This is a genomic window from Domibacillus robiginosus (genome assembly GCF_000966195.1).
Lineage (GTDB): Bacteria > Bacillota > Bacilli > Bacillales > Domibacillaceae > Domibacillus > Domibacillus robiginosus.
The window spans coordinates 1-16,419 of record NZ_LAHL01000019.1 but is presented as its reverse complement, the minus strand read 5'-3'; the positions used below and the strand labels follow the sequence as shown (position 1 = coordinate 16,419).

At 44.4% G+C, this 16,419-nt stretch carries 20 protein-coding genes, 2 tRNA genes and 1 pseudogene; 9 read left to right on the top strand and 14 right to left on the bottom strand.

The genetic code is table 11. From position 1 onward, the window contains the following. Positions 1-102: 102 nt before the first annotated feature. Positions 103-191, top strand: a tRNA-OTHER gene (locus tag VP97_RS12515). A gap of 70 nt (positions 192-261) precedes the next feature. Here VP97_RS12515 and VP97_RS12510 read toward each other — a convergent pair. The 3 genes from VP97_RS12510 to VP97_RS12500 all read right to left on the bottom strand — a co-directional run bounded on the left by VP97_RS12510 (position 262) and on the right by VP97_RS12500 (position 3,222). Beyond that, complete coding sequence (locus tag VP97_RS12510; protein ID WP_050182208.1) at positions 262-1,263, bottom strand: LacI family DNA-binding transcriptional regulator; 1,002 nt, start codon at positions 1,261-1,263, stop codon at positions 262-264. A 274-nt stretch (positions 1,264-1,537) separates the two neighbouring features. Further along, positions 1,538-2,089: a general stress protein gene (locus tag VP97_RS12505; RefSeq protein WP_050182207.1), complete on the bottom strand. Its 552-nt coding sequence runs from the start codon at positions 2,087-2,089 to the stop codon at positions 1,538-1,540. Between the two features lie 98 nt (positions 2,090-2,187). Then, on the bottom strand, positions 2,188-3,222 hold the full coding sequence (locus tag VP97_RS12500; protein ID WP_050182206.1) for a mechanosensitive ion channel family protein: 1,035 nt from the start codon (positions 3,220-3,222) through the stop codon (positions 2,188-2,190). Positions 3,223-3,469: 247 nt separating this feature from the next. Here VP97_RS12500 and VP97_RS12495 point away from each other — a divergent pair, with 247 nt between their 5' ends. The 3 genes from VP97_RS12495 (at position 3,470) to VP97_RS12485 (ending at position 6,806) form a co-directional block, all read left to right on the top strand. Continuing rightward, positions 3,470-4,591 carry a mandelate racemase/muconate lactonizing enzyme family protein gene (locus VP97_RS12495; protein WP_050182205.1) on the top strand — a complete coding sequence of 374 codons (1,122 nt, stop codon included), beginning with the start codon at positions 3,470-3,472 and terminating at the stop codon, positions 4,589-4,591. A gap of 137 nt (positions 4,592-4,728) precedes the next feature. Beyond that, positions 4,729-5,730: an LLM class flavin-dependent oxidoreductase gene (locus VP97_RS12490; RefSeq protein ID WP_050182204.1), complete on the top strand. Its 1,002-nt coding sequence runs from the start codon at positions 4,729-4,731 to the stop codon at positions 5,728-5,730. Positions 5,731-5,831: 101 nt separating this feature from the next. Next, positions 5,832-6,806: an LLM class flavin-dependent oxidoreductase gene (locus VP97_RS12485; RefSeq protein ID WP_050182203.1), complete on the top strand. Its 975-nt coding sequence runs from the start codon at positions 5,832-5,834 to the stop codon at positions 6,804-6,806. A gap of 59 nt (positions 6,807-6,865) precedes the next feature. Here the strand turns inward: VP97_RS12485 and VP97_RS12480 are convergent, their stop codons facing one another. From VP97_RS12480 to VP97_RS12465, 4 genes and pseudogenes are all read right to left on the bottom strand, one after another. Next, a complete protein-coding gene (locus tag VP97_RS12480) occupies positions 6,866-7,288 on the bottom strand; it encodes a hypothetical protein (RefSeq protein ID WP_050182202.1) in 423 nt (140 codons plus the stop codon). A 281-nt stretch (positions 7,289-7,569) separates the two neighbouring features. Next, a tRNA-Val gene (locus tag VP97_RS12475) sits at positions 7,570-7,642 on the bottom strand. A gap of 91 nt (positions 7,643-7,733) precedes the next feature. After that, positions 7,734-8,263, bottom strand: a pseudogene (locus VP97_RS12470) (P-loop NTPase family protein). 23 nt (positions 8,264-8,286) lie between these two features. Then, positions 8,287-9,969: an ABC1 kinase family protein gene (locus VP97_RS12465; RefSeq protein WP_082220343.1), complete on the bottom strand. Its 1,683-nt coding sequence runs from the start codon at positions 9,967-9,969 to the stop codon at positions 8,287-8,289. A gap of 95 nt (positions 9,970-10,064) precedes the next feature. Here VP97_RS12465 and VP97_RS12460 point away from each other — a divergent pair, with 95 nt between their 5' ends. The 3 genes from VP97_RS12460 (at position 10,065) to VP97_RS12450 (ending at position 11,805) form a co-directional block, all read left to right on the top strand. Further along, entirely contained in the window at positions 10,065-10,778 is a 714-nt protein-coding gene (locus VP97_RS12460; RefSeq protein WP_050182200.1) for an alpha/beta hydrolase, read from the top strand. Between the two features lie 79 nt (positions 10,779-10,857). Next, positions 10,858-11,373, top strand: coding sequence for a YjcG family protein (locus VP97_RS12455; RefSeq protein ID WP_050182199.1), 516 nt, complete (start codon positions 10,858-10,860; stop codon positions 11,371-11,373). Positions 11,374-11,376: 3 nt separating this feature from the next. Then, a complete protein-coding gene (locus VP97_RS12450; protein ID WP_050182198.1) occupies positions 11,377-11,805 on the top strand; it encodes a GNAT family N-acetyltransferase in 429 nt (142 codons plus the stop codon). Between the two features lie 56 nt (positions 11,806-11,861). Here the strand turns inward: VP97_RS12450 and VP97_RS12445 are convergent, their stop codons facing one another. The 5 genes from VP97_RS12445 to VP97_RS12430 form a co-directional block, all read right to left on the bottom strand. Further along, positions 11,862-12,122, bottom strand: a complete 261-nt coding sequence (locus VP97_RS12445; protein ID WP_050182197.1) for a hypothetical protein — start codon at positions 12,120-12,122, stop codon at positions 11,862-11,864. A gap of 155 nt (positions 12,123-12,277) precedes the next feature. After that, positions 12,278-12,526, bottom strand: a complete 249-nt coding sequence (locus tag VP97_RS12440; protein WP_050182196.1) for a stage VI sporulation protein F — start codon at positions 12,524-12,526, stop codon at positions 12,278-12,280. A 23-nt stretch (positions 12,527-12,549) separates the two neighbouring features. After that, positions 12,550-12,672: a YjcZ family sporulation protein gene (locus VP97_RS23295; RefSeq protein WP_082220342.1), complete on the bottom strand. Its 123-nt coding sequence runs from the start codon at positions 12,670-12,672 to the stop codon at positions 12,550-12,552. A 68-nt stretch (positions 12,673-12,740) separates the two neighbouring features. Beyond that, on the bottom strand, positions 12,741-13,097 hold the full coding sequence (gene spoVAE, locus VP97_RS12435; protein ID WP_050182195.1) for a stage V sporulation protein AE: 357 nt from the start codon (positions 13,095-13,097) through the stop codon (positions 12,741-12,743). A 16-nt stretch (positions 13,098-13,113) separates the two neighbouring features. After that, entirely contained in the window at positions 13,114-13,563 is a 450-nt protein-coding gene (locus VP97_RS12430) for a YhcN/YlaJ family sporulation lipoprotein (protein ID WP_050182194.1), read from the bottom strand. A 134-nt stretch (positions 13,564-13,697) separates the two neighbouring features. Here VP97_RS12430 and VP97_RS12425 point away from each other — a divergent pair, with 134 nt between their 5' ends. Next, positions 13,698-14,201 (top strand): CotY/CotZ family spore coat protein, encoded by a 504-nt coding sequence (locus VP97_RS12425; RefSeq protein WP_050182193.1) that lies wholly within the window; start codon positions 13,698-13,700, stop codon positions 14,199-14,201. Between the two features lie 33 nt (positions 14,202-14,234). Here VP97_RS12425 and VP97_RS12420 read toward each other — a convergent pair whose 3' ends face one another. Together VP97_RS12420 and fabI are read right to left on the bottom strand one after the other, a co-directional pair. After that, positions 14,235-14,651 (bottom strand): CotO family spore coat protein, encoded by a 417-nt coding sequence (locus VP97_RS12420; RefSeq protein ID WP_050182192.1) that lies wholly within the window; start codon positions 14,649-14,651, stop codon positions 14,235-14,237. 66 nt (positions 14,652-14,717) lie between these two features. After that, positions 14,718-15,497 carry an enoyl-ACP reductase FabI gene (fabI, locus tag VP97_RS12415; protein WP_050182191.1) on the bottom strand — a complete coding sequence of 260 codons (780 nt, stop codon included), beginning with the start codon at positions 15,495-15,497 and terminating at the stop codon, positions 14,718-14,720. 163 nt (positions 15,498-15,660) lie between these two features. Between fabI and prpE the strand changes: the two genes are divergently transcribed. Next, complete coding sequence (gene prpE, locus VP97_RS12410) at positions 15,661-16,407, top strand: bis(5'-nucleosyl)-tetraphosphatase PrpE (RefSeq protein ID WP_050182190.1); 747 nt, start codon at positions 15,661-15,663, stop codon at positions 16,405-16,407. The last annotated feature ends 12 nt before the right edge of the window (positions 16,408-16,419 follow it).

Here is a 16,419-nt window from a genome sequence, read left to right as displayed (position 1 = left end):
CAGTCCTTTTTGTGTTGTCCGCCATTCTTTCTTTTTTTATGTGCAGATATATTGGCGTAGTTCTGTATTATTTTTTCGCTTTTTTGTCCATACTAAACGTACGGACTTGTAGCTCAACGGTCAGAGCAGCCAATAGCTCCTTCCAAAATGAACTATTGTGTATCTTGTGGGTTCAAATCCCACCAGGTCCTTTTTATAAAAACAAATAGGATGCTGCCTTTTTTCAAAGGCATTTTTTCTTTAAAGAATCTCTGTGGATTTCTAGCCGTTTTGTTCACTGACGGAATCTCGAATCATTAACTCTGTATTTACAAAAATTTGTTCTCCTGTTTTGGCTGAGCTCTCAATAAGTGCCAGCAGCTTCTTTGCTCCTTGTACACTAATTTGTTCAATGGGCCGCTTCACGGTTGTTAAATGCGGTGTTGTATATTGAGAAAACCCAATATCATCAAAACCCACAACTGAAATATGATCCGGCACCTTTAAGTTGGAGGCGAAAATGGCATTCATTGCCCCAATCGCCATATCATCATTTGAACAAAACACGGCAGTAGGAGGATTCGGACATGTTAACAGCCTTTCCATTGCTTCATAACCACTGGGCATATCATAGCTGCCGCATTCAATATAAGAGCGTTCGAGTGGGATTTGATAATCAATTAACGCTTCCATATAGCCTTCTTCTCGCTCTACAGAAGATTTAAATCCTTTTATCCCTTTGATCAGCGCAATTTTTCTATGACCATTTTTTATTAAATATTCTACCGCCTGATAGGATCCCTCCCGGTCATTCGATAAAATATTAATAAGCTTTTGTTCCTCTACCTGCCTGTTTAAAACAACAAGCGGAATGTTTTGCTGTAGAACATGATATATAAACGTGCTGTCCACCTCACTCTGACTCATTAAAATAATACCATCAAAGCGAAGTTTAGTAATTGATGCATAATCTTTGTAATCATCAATCCCTCGTACAAACAAGTTAAATTCTTCACTGATTACACTGTTTACACCTTTTACTGTATCGACAAAAAAGCTCGGTGATGTTCCATTCGAAATGCTTGTAAAAAAAAGACCGATTGTGTAAGACTTTTTTAGCACAAGGCTTTTGGCACTGTAATTGGGTATATAGTTCAGCTGAGCAGCTAAATCCAGTATCTTTTTACGCGTATCCTCTTTGATTAATACGCTGTTGTTCAGCGCTCTTGACACGGTAGTATGGGAGACATTTGCGAGTTTTGCGATATCCTTAATCGTGACCATTTTATTCACCCTCTAGACCACAAAATTTACTCTCTTTCATAGTAACACAGCTCTTCCGGGCACCCTATATCCGAATTACATTTTTGCCTCTCGATCTTTCAGGATTTGTGTATGCTTCTCATCTGTAAATAATCTGGCTAACTGGCGCTCTATTTTCTTTTGTATGCTGCCACTTCCCGTCATTCTTTTTTGGGCGTTTTCAGGCTGAACAAAACGAAAAAAGCTGCCCTGCCATACGGGCAGACAGCTTTTTTCGTTATTGATTATTCTTCTATTACACTTCTTTACGGTTCCGGTATACTGCTCTTGTCGTTGTATGATGTGTTTCAAAGATTTGGTTGATTTCTGCTTCATGGTTTTCTTTGGCATCTACGAGCACCACAATATTTCCCTCTTTTAAATAGCGCTCATACTCTTTTGCTTTTTCTTCCGAAATACCAGCTCCCGCCAGCGCTCCAATAATACCGCCGCTTCCCAGTCCGACACCTGCGCCAGTCAGGCCTGCCACAATCGGGCCAGCTGCTACAATTGGACCGATGCCTGGAATCGCAATCAAACCCGCTCCAAGAATCGCACCGAGCGAACCGCCAAGAAGGCCGCCGGACAGGGCACCGATACCAGCCCCTCTTTCAGCATGCTCCAGGCGTTCACTGCTGTCTGTTGTAATCTCCGCATTGGTTTCATGTTCGATATCGCGGACATCCTTGCTGCTTTTCGCAAAAACAGAAATGTCATCAATACTGTATCCTTTTAGCTTCAACTCTTCTATCACTTTAATGACCGCCTCATGTTCATGAAAAACACCGCCCACAATCTTTAATGCCATGATTGGTATCCCCTTTCTTTACTTCGTCACTTTCTTATTACCCGGCAGCCCGGAAATTAATCGACTAAACGCATCGTTTCCGCCCCCCGCTAAAAAGCTTATGGCTCTATCACAGGAGAAGCAAGAGCGATTTTATTTTCAATAAAAAGCTGCACAATCGAGTGGCGCAGACGGCTTTCTACCTGCTCTTTTATTTCAAAGCTTGTAACTGGAATCTCTATCAAAAAGTCCATTGATCGGTTTCGTAAATCTACAAACCGAATATCGGGAGCAGGCGCCGATAAAATTCCATCCGTGCTTTCCGTGACCTTTTTTGCTGCTTCCCTTAGAATGTCCTCGACTTGTGTTGTGTCGGTTCCATACTCAACACTGACAGCCACCTGTGCCATCATTTCCGCTCCGGTCCGATTTTTAATAATTTGCTCAATAAAGTATTGATTGGGCACAATTAAAACGCCTTCTTTAGCTGTACGGACAACGGTTGAGCGAAGCCTGATTTTTTCTACCCGACCAATTTTTTGATCGATTTGAATCACTTCCCCCACTTCAACCGGCCGCTCAAACAAAATGATAATTCCGGAAACAAAGTTGCCAGCTACATTCCGCATGCCAAAGCCAATCCCGATTCCGAGCACACTAAAAAAAGTCCCAAGAGCGCTTAAATCAATGCCGACACTTGTAAAACTTATCGCAATGGCTACGATCATCAACGTGTAATAAATGATTTGATTGAAGGTATAGCCAAGTCCCCTGTCTATCCGGTAATACTCGTATACAGGTGTTAACACATATCTCATCATAAGCTTTAACAGCCTGTCGGCCAAAGACACAATCATAATCGCCACGATGATTAAAAAAAGAGAGACATCCACCCCACCATTGGAGTACAGGGGATAAAGCAGCCAGCTGCTTTTTGAAAAATAAAGTAAAAACAGAAGAATCAAACAGTAAAACGTCACCCAATTGAAAAGAGAGGAAAGAGAAGTAAAAAATCCTTTCTTCATCCCTGTCTTTTCGACTAACTTTACATTGAAAAAGCCCTTTAACGCCATATTGATCAGGATGATCCCCAGAAACAAACCAATAAACCATGTCAGCTGAAGCTCAGAAAAATGTTGTAACAAATCGGTCATTCGCTTTATCACCTTACTTATTTTTTTAAACCTCTTTTTTATCCATAAAAACAAAAAATATATTCTTTATGCATATTCCCTCTTCAGTAAAGCAAAAACTTGTTGAAAGGCCCCTTTCAGTTTGAAGCAGAGCTTCTTTTGGACAACTCTCTTGAGTACTTCGCTTATAAGAATAAATTGAAAAGAAACGTACAGAATAAAGCTGTTATGCAAATGCGATCATATATTCTTTTAAGGTGGACCTAAAATGAAAATTAAAAAGATCGAAACGTTTCCTCTGCTTCATCGCCTTTCTGCACCTTACGGGGATGCCAATGGCTTTAAGAAATATAGATCCTGCTACTTGATCCGCATTACAACAGAATCCGGTATTGACGGCTGGGGAGAATGCATCGACTGGCTGCCTGCACTTGAAGTCGGATTTAAGGAAAGAATTATTCCTTACTTAATCGGAAAATCGGCATCCGACCGCCTGCCATTGATCGCTGTCATCCAAAAGTGGCATCGACGGTCTGCCGCTGCAGTCAGTATGGCGCTAACGGAAATTGCAGCGAAATCGGCTCGGCTCTCTGTGTGTGACCTGTGGGGAGGAAAATGGCGAGATCTTGTACCGGTTTATGCCTCCTTTCAATCTTATTCCGATCGAAGCGATTGGATCGATCATTCCCTGGGACTTGTAGAGCAAACTCTTGCATCAGGATTTACTATGGCAAAAGTAAAAATTGGCGGCAGAGCATTTCAAGAAGATCTTTCTCATATTCAATCATTGCAAAGCATGACCGGAGAACGGATGCCGCTTATTCTGGATGCTAATCAGAGCTACGATACAGCAGCAGCTCGCAAATGGGAAAAATATCTATCAAAATGGACAAATCTTTTATGGCTGGAAGAACCGATGCCACTGAACAATCTGCCCGAGTATAAGCTGCTTCGTGCCAGTCTCTCTGTTCCTATCGCGGGAGGAGAAAATATAAAAAGCGCCGAGCAGTTTTTACCGCTGCTTAGCACAAACTCGCTTGATATTATTCAGCCGGATATTTTGCACGGAACGGGTATCGAGGATTTTCGCGATGCTATGCAGCTTGCCCGCCATTTCGGCGTTAAAGTGTCTCCTCATAGTTACGATGGGGCTCTTTCACGGCTGTATACGCTATTTGCCCAGGCAAGCTTATCGCCCTGGACGAAAATGGATAAAGAAAATATTGAACCTGTTGAGTGGGACGTTATGCAAAACCCATTCTCAGAGCTTGTGCCGCTAAAGCCTTTTGGCGGCCATGTATCCCTTCCGGACGGCATAGGAATTGGAATTGAAATCAACCAGGATCTGCTTGACCGATATCGCTGGGACGGTTCATCTTATTATGAGTAGTGTCAGCATTTTATTCCTTCTTTTGTTTTTCCTCCATTAGAAAGCAGGTGTTTAGGGTCTCTAAGCATTTCAGTTTGTTTTGGCTGGTTGGACTGTTACGATAGATGAGAAACTTCATCGAGAAAGGATAAAGTAGAATGTCAACGATACAAATACCCGTTTCGGTTTTAAATTTAGCTCCAATCCGTAAAGGACAACAGCCAAAAGAAGCGATCGACTCCATGATCGATTTAGCACAGTCAGTAGAAAAAATGGGCTACAGCCGCTACTGGATTGCAGAGCATCACAATTCACCTACACTTGTCAGTTCGGCTACACCTATTTTAATTAAACATACACTTGAGCACACCAATCAAATCCGTGTTGGCTCCGGCGGCATTATGCTGCCGAATCATTCGCCCCTGGTCGTTGCTGAACAATTCGGTACAATGGCTACAATTTATCCGGACCGCCTTGATTTAGGACTTGGACGTGCCCCAGGTACTGATATGAAAACAGCGAGTGCTTTGAGACGTTCCCAGCACGATTCGGTTTATACGTTTCCAGACGATGTGAACAGCCTGCTGACATACTTCGGCCCGGAAGTACTGCAGAGCGATGTTAAAGCGTACCCGGGTGTCGGAACAAACATCCCGATTTATATTCTCGGCTCTTCAACAGATTCTGCTTATTTAGCCGCAGAGCTCGGACTTCCTTACGTATTTGCCGCTCACTTTGCACCGCGTTATCTTGCGGAAGCAATTTCCATTTATCGTAATCGGTTTAAGCCATCCGATTATTTGGATGCTCCGTATATGACAGTCTGCTTAAACGTGATTGCAGCGGAAAGTGACGAAGAGGCTCAATTTGAATCTACAACGATGCAGCAATTTTTCTTAAATGTTGTACGCGGCTCCCGTACACCGCTTAGTCCTCCTGTTGAAAACATGGATGATTTATGGAGTGAGCCGGAAAAACAAATGGCTTCTTCTATGTCCAGTGTGACTTTAATGGGAAGCAAGCAGACTATTCGTGAGCAGCTGACAGGCTTCCAGAAAATGTACAATGCAGATGAGATTATGGCTGTTTCCTATATATATGACCAGGACAAACAAAAACGATCGTATGAGATTTTAAAAGAAGTGACCGATGGAAAATAAAGACACGATTATAAATAGCATCCCGGCAGTCCTCTCTGTCCCTGTTTACAGGCTGCTGTTTGTTTTCATCAAAAAGTAAGCTGCTCTAGGTGGTGAATGAAATGAAGCTAAGTGTACTTGACCAATCTGTTATTGCAGCTGGCGAAACAGGAGCTGATGCTCTGAGAAAAACGGTAAAACTGGCACAGGCGGCGGAAAAAATGGGGTATAACCGATTTTGGACAGCAGAGCATCACAATACAAACGGAATGGCCGGTTCATCTCCGGAAATTCTCATTTCCCATCTTGCTTCACAAACAACCTCTATACGGGTTGGATCAGGAGGCGTGCTTCTCCCGCAGTACAGCCCCTACAAAATTGCAGAGAATTTCAAAGTGTTAGAAGCATTGTTTCCAGATCGGATTGATTTAGGTATTGGCCGCTCCCCTGGCGGTTCTGCCCATACCCGTCTGGCCTTGACCGACGGGGTGCGAAAAAGTCTAAATGAATTCCCGAGACAGGTGAGAGACCTGCAGCGTTATTTGACAGATAAAGACCAAACCGTACAAGCATACCCGACAACGAAGAGCCTGCCAGAAATGTGGATGCTCGGCATTACTCACCGTGGTGCCAGAGTTGCAGCCGAAAACGGGGCGGCTTTTACGTACGGTCATTTTATCAATCCATATAATGGCCAAAGAGCACTGGAACAATACCGGCGTGATTTTCAGCCGTCCTCTCTGCTGGCTCGGCCAAAAGTAAATGTGTGCATCTTTGTTGTATGCGCATCTTCTAAGGAAAAAGCAGAAGAAATAGCCCTTAGTCAGGATGCATGGCTGCTGGCAGTTGAAAAAGGTGGCGATACACGCATTCCGACAATTGAGGAAGCCAAACGGAGAATTGTCACACAGGTGGATAAAGAAAGAGTCAGAGACAACCGAAAACGAATGATTGTGGGCACCCCGCAAGAAGTAAAGGACAAGCTTTTCGCTCTGAGCGAAGCTTATCAAACCGAGGAATTTATGGTCATTGCCAATGTACACAGCTTTGAAAACAAAGTAGAGTCCTATGCCCGTTTAGCCGAAGCACTATTATAAATAGCCCGGCTGCTTTTGAGCATAAAAAGACCCTTCCTATTAACAGAAGGGTCTTTTTTTTATGAATAGTAACGCTTTTCTTTGCGTCTAAAGAAAATTTTGCGACTGATCGCGATTACAACCACGATCGCCAAAACGTTGACGAGAAGGCCCAGGATTGAACCGAGCATGCCCATACCGCTAAACAAGCTGCCAAACAGTAATCCGGCAAGACCTCCAAGCATAAGTCCTTTCATCAATCGGCTTGAGAAAAAGCCGTTCTTTTTCTGTGTGGAAAAAGTCGATTTATTGCTTGAAGTCGAATTTGCTTTTTTATTTTGGAACGTTGAAGTGGAAGGACTGTTGAAACCGCCGTTCATACTTTTGGAGCCGCCCTTGCTACCTCTTGCTTCTACTGTTGTAGATTGATCATGAAACACGGCATTTCCAACTGGTGAAAATGCAATTGCTGCTGCGAGTATAGCCGTGATAATTTTCTTCAAGTCTCTATCTCCTTCATGCTCGTAAGCATGGTATTTTGTAGAAAAGCTTATCTCTTACACTCATATTATAGCATTTCTGCGGTTACTTTGAAAGCCAATGAACTCGGGGAGGCAGCCTGGTCAAGCTCATATCTCTTGCACATCAAGCTTAAGAGATTTGCTTCTATTACAGATGTCGGCATAAGCACTGGAAGATAAAAACAATAGACTGACAGAAAAAACTTAAAAAGCAAAAAGCCGTAAATCCTTGAGTATCAAGAATTTACGGCTTTGAACATTGATGATTCCTACTGGGTTCGAACCAGCGACCTCTACCCTGTCAAGGTAGCGCTCTCCCAGCTGAGCTAAGGAATCGTTTACTGACAATTTATATTTTATTCAATCGGGCTGCTGTTGTCAACAATTTTTATAGTATTGTGTTTAGCTCCTGCAAAATGGAGGAAAATTACTGTCTATTCAGCCAATTTTGTATCACTTTCACCCTTTCTTTTATTGTTTGGCTGCCTTCTATCCTTAAAACGGGACAGGAAAGTTCCGATAGCCAGTGCTCATGCAGTGCCCGGCTTCTAACCTCCATTCCTCCTGTTTCATAGAAGGACGCCCATTTCATAAACGTTTGATGCTGCTCAAACAGCGGGCCGCCTGGAAAGATATCATTCCCGTACCGCTGGATCTCCCGCTGTTTCAGCCGCTCCATCCGAATGGAATCCGGTACAGAGAGAAAAACGACCACTTCAAATAATGGGCTGAGCTCTTGGCCCCAGCCGCAAACAGCACCCGATAAAATCCACTTGTCCTGCTTACCCAGATCACGCCGAATATGCTTAATACGTACAGGCACTTCTGTTTGCTGCGTGTACTTTACTGCCCAAAAATATCGGTATCAAAGTGGGCATGCGGCAGCTCCTGCGCCAGCGCTCGTCCAAGTGTTGTGGTGCCAGAGCCGGCCGCACCCAGAATATGAAGTCGGTTCACGTCTCGCTCTCCTTTCGTTTCTTCTATTTTATTTTTCGCCACATTAAATATAGCACGGTCATAAAAAGAATGGTCATTAAAAACGCCGTAACTAGCGCAATAATATATGTGTTTGTTCCTGAAATCGGCGACTGGTTGCCCATCGAAACAAAGATACCAGCCATAATAATGCTAAAAGCGAGCATAATGACACTTAAAACAATGAGTGACGCCATCCGCTCCAGACGCCTCATCATATTGTTGTCAGCGGTCAGGTGCATCTTCAGCTTTGGCTGGCCTCCCTCCCATTCGTTGAGTGTTTCGTTTAAAATGCTCGGCAGCTTGTTGGCAGCCATTTTAAATAAGCGTAAAAACGAACGGGACTCACGTATCATCTCCTTTGGATGAATACGTCCGAGCAGCACCTCCTTCGCCATCTCGCGCACCATTCCAGACAAGCTTGAGCCCGGGTCAAGAGCAATGACTGTTTGTTCTACTTTTAAGAAAGCCTGTCCTACCTGAACAAAATCTTTTGGGATGGAAATATGATGCCGGCCTGCGACAGCGAATAGCTCCTGCAGCATGGCACCCATCTGTACCTCAGCCAGCTCGATGTCCATATAGCCTGCCATCCATCTGCTGATGTCACGCTGAAGCTGGCGGCGTTCAATTGGTTTTCGGGCGCCAAGCTCGAGTACAAGCATGGATAGTGCAGCTGCATCCCGGTCGGCAAGGGCAAACAAGCAGTCTGACAGCAGGTGTCTCATATCATCCGATAATCGCCCGGTGTTTCCAAAATCAATCAGTCCGAGTCGTCCATCTTCAAGAAGCAGCAGATTGCCCGGGTGCGGATCGGCATGAAATACACCATCAATAAACACCTGGCGCAGCACCGTTTCTGACAGTGACCGGGCAAGCTCCCGTCTCCGCTCCACGTGCATTTCTTTAATAATGTCTCCCCTTAATGATTTGCCGTTTACAAACTCCATTACGAGCATTCGCTCAGTCGTCCATTCCGGAAAAATACGCGGCACATAAATACGCTTATCTTTCATTGATTCACGCATACCTGCAGCCTCGGTGGCTTCAAGCCGGTAATTCATTTCCCGACCAAGCGCAGCCGCAAAGTCATCAATGATCGCTTTTAAGCTGATCTGACGTGCAAGTTCAGAATTTCGCTCTGCGAGACTTGCGAGCTGTCGCAAAATCGAAATGTCGTTTCGAATAACGGGCTCAATACCCGGCCTGCGTACCTTAATGGCCACTTCGGTTCCATCCTTTAGGGCAGCACGATGTACTTGTCCGATAGATGCGGCACCGAGCGGCATTTCTTCCATGTACATTAGCCAGTCGTCAAGCGGCTGTCCCACCTCTAATTCAACAATTTTACGAATAGCATCAAACGGCATGGCCGGCGCACTGTTTTGCAGCTTTGCCAGCGGATCGGTCCAGGAGAGTGGCAGCAAGTCGGTTCGTGTGGATAAAAACTGCCCAAGCTTCATAAATGTTGGACCGAGATCTTCAAGCGCCCGCCGTAGCTCTTCGCCTTTTACATTCTGCTCTTTGGCGGCCCAGCGCGTAAATGGAATTTTTTCCGCCAGCCCAAGATCTTTAATGTATCCAGCAAATCCATGCTTTGCAAATACAGCTACAATTTCAGGTGCGCGCCGAAGTGTTCCAATTTTCCCCACAATGTCACCTTCTTCATTTCCAGTTTTATTCATCATACCATATCCACTGCCGTCTCTGCTGTAAAAAGAACATTCATTCCCTTTTCGTCATGATACAATAAGCTGACTACATTTTTACAGGAGGCTTTACTATGAAGCGCGGAACAATTCAGGATCACCTTATTCATTCAGCCGAGTTGGGAGAAGATGTTCCTTTTTTGGTATATGTGCCGGCAAACTTTTCCCCTATGTTTTCGTATACGTTTTTGATCTGCCAGGACGGCAAGGACTTCTTTCAGCTTGGGCGGCTGCCGCGTATAGCGGATGAATTGCTTGAAGCAGAAGAGATTGAACCTGTTATTATCGTTGGTATCCCGTATCGTAACAAGCATGACCGCCGTGAAAAGTATCACCCGGACGGTTCTCAGCAAGCTGCATACATACGCTTTTTGGCAAACGAACTTGTGCCGTACCTCGACGGCCAGTTCCCTGGACATGGAGACCGTTTCGGCCGGGCGCTTGCAGGCGATTCGCTCGCCGGAACTGTATCTTTTATGGCCGCGCTAAAACACCCGGATTTGTTTGGACGTGTTCTTATGCACTCACCGTTTGTAGACAATAAAGTGCTCTCTCTTACCCAGTCGGCAGCGACTCTTCCTTCTCTTTATCATGTGATTGGTACAGAAGAAACAGATGTGCTTATGACCAATGGTGAGCGTGCGGACTTTTTAACGCCAAACCGTACTTTTTCCTCACTCCTGTCTCGCAAAGCAAACGATTATTTCTATGAAGAGTTTGCTGGCAATCATACCTGGACATATTGGCAGAAAGACATGAAGCGGGCACTTTTAAAAATGTTTGAGTGAGCTCTGTCTCCCATTCTGTATTTTTGAAAACGTTTGGTATACTAATAGAGAAAAGGTTATTTCAAAGGAGTGAATGAACATGAACTACGGTGTTGTCATTTTTCCATCAAAATCTTTACAGGATAAAGTAAACGGTTACCGTAAACGGTACGATCCACATTACGCGCTTATAGCACCGCATATCACTTTAAAAAGCCCGTTTGAAGCGGAAGAGCAGGATATGGACAGGATCGCTGAACAGCTGCGCCGTATTGCATCGGCTCATAAACCTTTTTCGTATCATGTTAGCAAAGTAAAATCTTTCGAACCGGTCAATAACGTTATTTATTTTAAAGTAGATCCGAACGATACGCTTACTTCTTTGTACGATATGCTGCATGCGAAGGAATTTCCAGGTGAAGAGCCATATCGATTTGTTCCACACATTACCATTGCCCAGCATCTGTCTAATGATGAGCATTCCGATGTATACGGATCGCTGCAAATGGAGTCCATTGATTTAACTGAAACGGCAGACCGGTTTCATTTGCTTTATCAGCTTGATAACGGTTCCTGGACGGTTTATGAAACATTTTTACTCGGGAAGGATGCATAAAACGTGAAGGTTGTAAAAACAACAGACCTCGATCAGCGGGAAGATGCGTATTCGGTACGCACAACCGTTTTCGTTGGAGAACAAAATGTTCCACCTGCACTTGAAATTGATGAATTAGAAAACGAAGCCGTTCATTTTATCTTATATAACGAAGAACAAAAGCCATGTGGCGCCGGCCGGTTTCGCACTGTTGGTGAATTTGGAAAAGTAGAGCGTATTTGTGTGCTCCAGGAAGCAAGAGGGCGGGGAGCAGGTAATTTAATTATGGAAGCAATTGAGCAGCATGCCCAAACGGTAGACGGCGTGACGACTTTAAAGCTCGATGCGCAGTTGCATGCGATTCCCTTTTATGAAAAACGCGGCTATACCGTTGTATCTGGTGAATTTTTAGATGCAGGAATTTTGCATAAAACCATGACAAAACCTTTATAAGAAAAAAGCGTATTCTCAGCAAAGAGAATACGCTTTTTTGCGCTTCACAGTTGTTATTAAGCAAGATGGTCGATTGTGACCCCTCTTCCACTGATTTGCGCCATATGTACACGGAAGGCCTCATGCTCGCTTTGCCGTTTTTTTCTTTGTTCTTCGATACTTAACTGTGTCTCTGGCTCTGAGCGATCCCGCATCACTTTTTCAAATGTTACTTTTGAAGCCGGGTCGATCGGTGCATACCCCGCAGTTGTTTCGTTTAAAACCCGTTCTCTGTAATCATTGTATTGAAATTGCGGAATTGGAAGAATATAGCTCATCTTTTTCTCTCCTTTCTGTAAAATGTGCGTTAATATCCATGTTTATTCACTTTTTCCTCATTTATTCCTTATGTAAACGTTTTATATCGAAAAAGGACCATATGACCTGCATAAATAGGAAAAAGAGCAGCATTTCTGCTGCTCCCGATTTAGTCTTATTTGATCATTTTCGTGATCGTATTCATATCAAGCTTTTTGCCGTCTTTTAAAATGGTGCGGACGATCTCATCCTCGACCTGCTTCGGTACTTTTTTTCCAGCAAGCGCGGCTGTTTGTGCTACAACTGCACGAATCGTTCGCTCGTCTTTGAAATCAGCATATTGAAGAGAGTCGACAAGTGCAAATACATCACTCATTCGCACACCGGTCTTTTTTTCAATATTGCCAAAAAATTTATCGTTCATTGTCCGCTCCTCCTTCTAATGCATCAATAAAAGCTCGCACCGACGATGATGAGCAAAATGAACAGAACAACAATTAATACAAATGTGCTTGAGCCGCCATAACCACCGTAGCCGCCACCATAGCCGCCGCATCCATACATTGCCATTTATTTTTCCCCCTTTCGCTGTTCTCTCCCTATCATATGAAAGAGAGACAAAAAGGGATGGGCCTCGTTCACCCTTTCGGCTTAAAAAAAAGAGCACCGATAAATCCAAAAACGATTGCAGCAGAAATACCTGAGCTTGTTACTTCAAACATGCCGGTCAGCACGCCAACCACTCCATGCTTCTCAGCTTCCTGCATGGCCCCTGCTACAAGAGAATTACCAAAGCTTGTAATAGGCATGGTTGCACCAGCACCCGCAAAATTAACGAGCGGCTCATACAAATCAAAACCGGCAAGCAGCGCCCCTACTGAAACAAGAATAGATAATGTATGCCCTGGTGTCAGCTTGCCAAGATCCATCATAAGCTGACCAATGACACAAATAAGACCGCCGACAACAAATGCCCAAAAAAACATTGCAATCATTTTTTTCTTCCTTTCTTTATGCCATTTCTTTTTTCAATGTGATAATTTCCGCTAACCGTTTATCTGCTTCTTTTTCCGTTAAGTGACCCGCTTCCATATCTTCTTTTAAGCGAACCGCTTCAAGAAAAATTTTGTAGTCACTTGATACGACAATTTCCACTTTTTCGTCCTTTGCCATTTTTTCAATATGTTTATCTAAATTTTTTTCAATTTTCTTCATACCGAACCGTTCTAGGTGACGCACTTTATAAGCTACCAGCAGCTGCTTTGTTCCTTTTACGACCGCTGTATCATAAATTTCATCAAAGGAATCCGCTTCTTTTTTAATCTCTGCTGCAAGTTCGTCATTATGTCCATCCAACTGGACAGCATGAGGGTCAGCCCGCTCAATCATAGCCGTTCCGTCGTGCTCAGGTCCGCATCCTGCGAGCAGGAAGACCAAAAAAATACATGCTGTTTTTTTCATGCCCCGCACCTCCATTTTCGATCAGTATGCGCGAAACAAAAAAAAAAAATTCCATTCAACACGGCATTTGTCCATGCCTTTTTGAATGAAATTCATACTGTAATAATGTACCGATATTAAAGGAGGAATGCACAATGGGATGCCACAAGCATCGCGATGATGACAACGTTGAAAGCTGTGTATGTGAAGTCGTCCGCGCGATCCGTGATATTCAAGATGCACGGGAAGATGAAGAATGCCGCGATTGCAAAGACTGCTTCGCTGAGCCACTGGGCGACCTGGATGGACCACGCCGCCGCAATGCAGACACACGTGTATTCACACTGACAACAAAAAAAGGAAAGCCGTTTTTCGCTTTCTTTAATCCGGATGAAGCTGATCATTGCGACTCCGGCTGTGTATCAATCTATTTCCGCGTAGAAGATGTGTTTGACAGCTGCTGCGCGCGCCTGCGGGTGCTTATGCCGCTTGATGATGATCATGAGCCGGTTAATCTTGCCAGCGATGAAGGGATCAGCTTGAAACACGTGTGCAAAGTCGAACATTTTGACAAAACACGCAGCTGCGTCACTGTCGATTTAAATGAATTTATTGCTGTTCAGTGCATTAAAGACGTCGACCTTGACATTTGCCGTTAAAATCCACCGCCTCCAATAAAGAGGCGGTTTTTTTTATGTTCCAGCCAGACGGATGTAAACAATTTCAGAAATGGGGACCTGCACAGGTGTACGGCTTTCCTCATCCAGCACCCATACATTTGTTTCATCAAATGACTGGATGGTACCGCGTACGGTAGGACCACTCCACTCAAATCGACATGGAACAGGAATACGCCGCTGAGCCAGATATATCACTTTTTCGGCCGTGCTCATTTCCCGAAATGGCTTCAAGCGGCCGTCTCCCCCGCTTTCTTCCTTTTTTTCAGCTGAAGACTTTGTCCGCGACTCCTCTATTTCCTCCATCACTGGTTCGACCGCTTCTAAAATTTCTCCCTCTGACTCTGCTTTGGCCACTTTCTGCATAACAGGCTGAATGGGCTCCAGATGGGGCTGCCCAATATACAGCAAAGGTCCAGGTGTTTTTTTCATAGGAAGACACCTCCGCTTTTTGTCCAGTATATGCAGAAAAACCGTCCAATATGGACGGTTTTTAAATTAGTTTCCTGTAATGTGATAGCCGGAATCTACATGAATGTTTTCACCAGTAATGCCACGGGACATATTACTAAATAGGAAAACAGCAGTATCGCCTACTTCTTCCTGTGTTGTTGTGCGGCGAAGCGGTGCACGTTCTTCAATTTGAGTCAGCACCTCATTAAAATCACTGATACCCTTTGCAGCCAGTGTACGAATCGGCCCAGCAGAAATCGAGTTCACACGAATGCCGTCTTTGCCAAGATCAGCAGCCAGATAACGCACGCTTGCATCAAGGGAGGCTTTTGCGACGCCCATAACGTTGTAGTTTGTAATCACGCGCTCACCGCCGAGGTACGTCAGTGTTACAATGCTGCCGCCTTCTGTCATAAGCGGCTTCGCATATTTGGCTACCGCTGTCAGCGAGTAGGCACTGATGTTGTGGGCAAGCATAAAGCCATCGCGGGAAGTATCAACAAAATCACCATCCAAGTCTCCTTTGTTGGCAAATGCGATGCAGTGCGCTAAGCCATGAATCACACCTGTTTCTTCTTTGATCGCGCTGAAGCATCTTTCAATTGCAGTGTCATCTGTTACATCACATGATAAAATGAACGGATCTTTTTGATTTTGGAGTGTGGCTGCCAGATCACGGACATTTTTTTCTAAACGTTCGCCAGCATATGTGAAAACAAGACGCGCTCCTGCCGCGTCCAGTGAGCGTGCGATCCCCCATGCAATACTCCGTTTGTTAGCTACACCCATTACGACGAACGTTTTTCCTTCAAGTGAAAATGACATAAATCCGTTCCCCCATTTATACAAGTTATTAGTACCTAGTGTTAATCTTAACATGATTGTAAAAAAAATCAACGGATATCATGGCAGCTTTTGCCCCGCTTTTAAATTTTCTTCAAACGGATTATACTAGTGCAGTAGACAAAAATGAATAGGGAGCGATTGAATGAAGCTGGATATTATCGGAGACATACATGGCTGTTTCGATGAGTTTCATATGCTGACACTGACCCTTGGGTACAATTGGGACGACGGTATCCCTGTTCACCCAGATGGGCGGGGGCTTGCTTTTGTCGGTGATTTAACGGACCGGGGTCCAGATTCAGTCCGAGTGATGGATGTTGTCTGCCGACTGTTCGAAGAGCAAAATGCCCTTTATGTGCCAGGCAATCATTGCAATAAACTGTATCGGTATTTTCTTGGCAATAATGTACAAGAAACACATGGCCTGGAAACAACCGTGGCAGAGCTCGATTCCATGCCGGCCAATGAATACCGCCTGCTCAGAAAACGATTCCTATCCATGTATGAAGAATCACCGCTTTATCAGGTGCTTGATGACCGCCGGCTTGTGATTGCTCATGCCGGCATCCGTGCTGACTATATCGGCCGGTTTGATGCGCGTGTGAAGACGTTTGTGCTCTATGGTGATATTACTGGTGAAAAAAATGCCGATGGCTCTCCCGTTCGGCGTGATTGGGCAAAGAGATATGCTGGAGATGCTTATGTAGTGTATGGCCATACACCCGTCAGTACGCCGCGTGTAGTCGGCAATACGATTAACATTGATACTGGCTGTATATTCGGCGGTCGGCTAACCGCGCTTCGCTGGCCGGAGCGTGAAACCGTATCAGTGGATTCACAGCAGCCTCTTGTCGAAGAAAAATTCCGCTCATTCAGCGATGTTTCATAAAAATACCCGGAT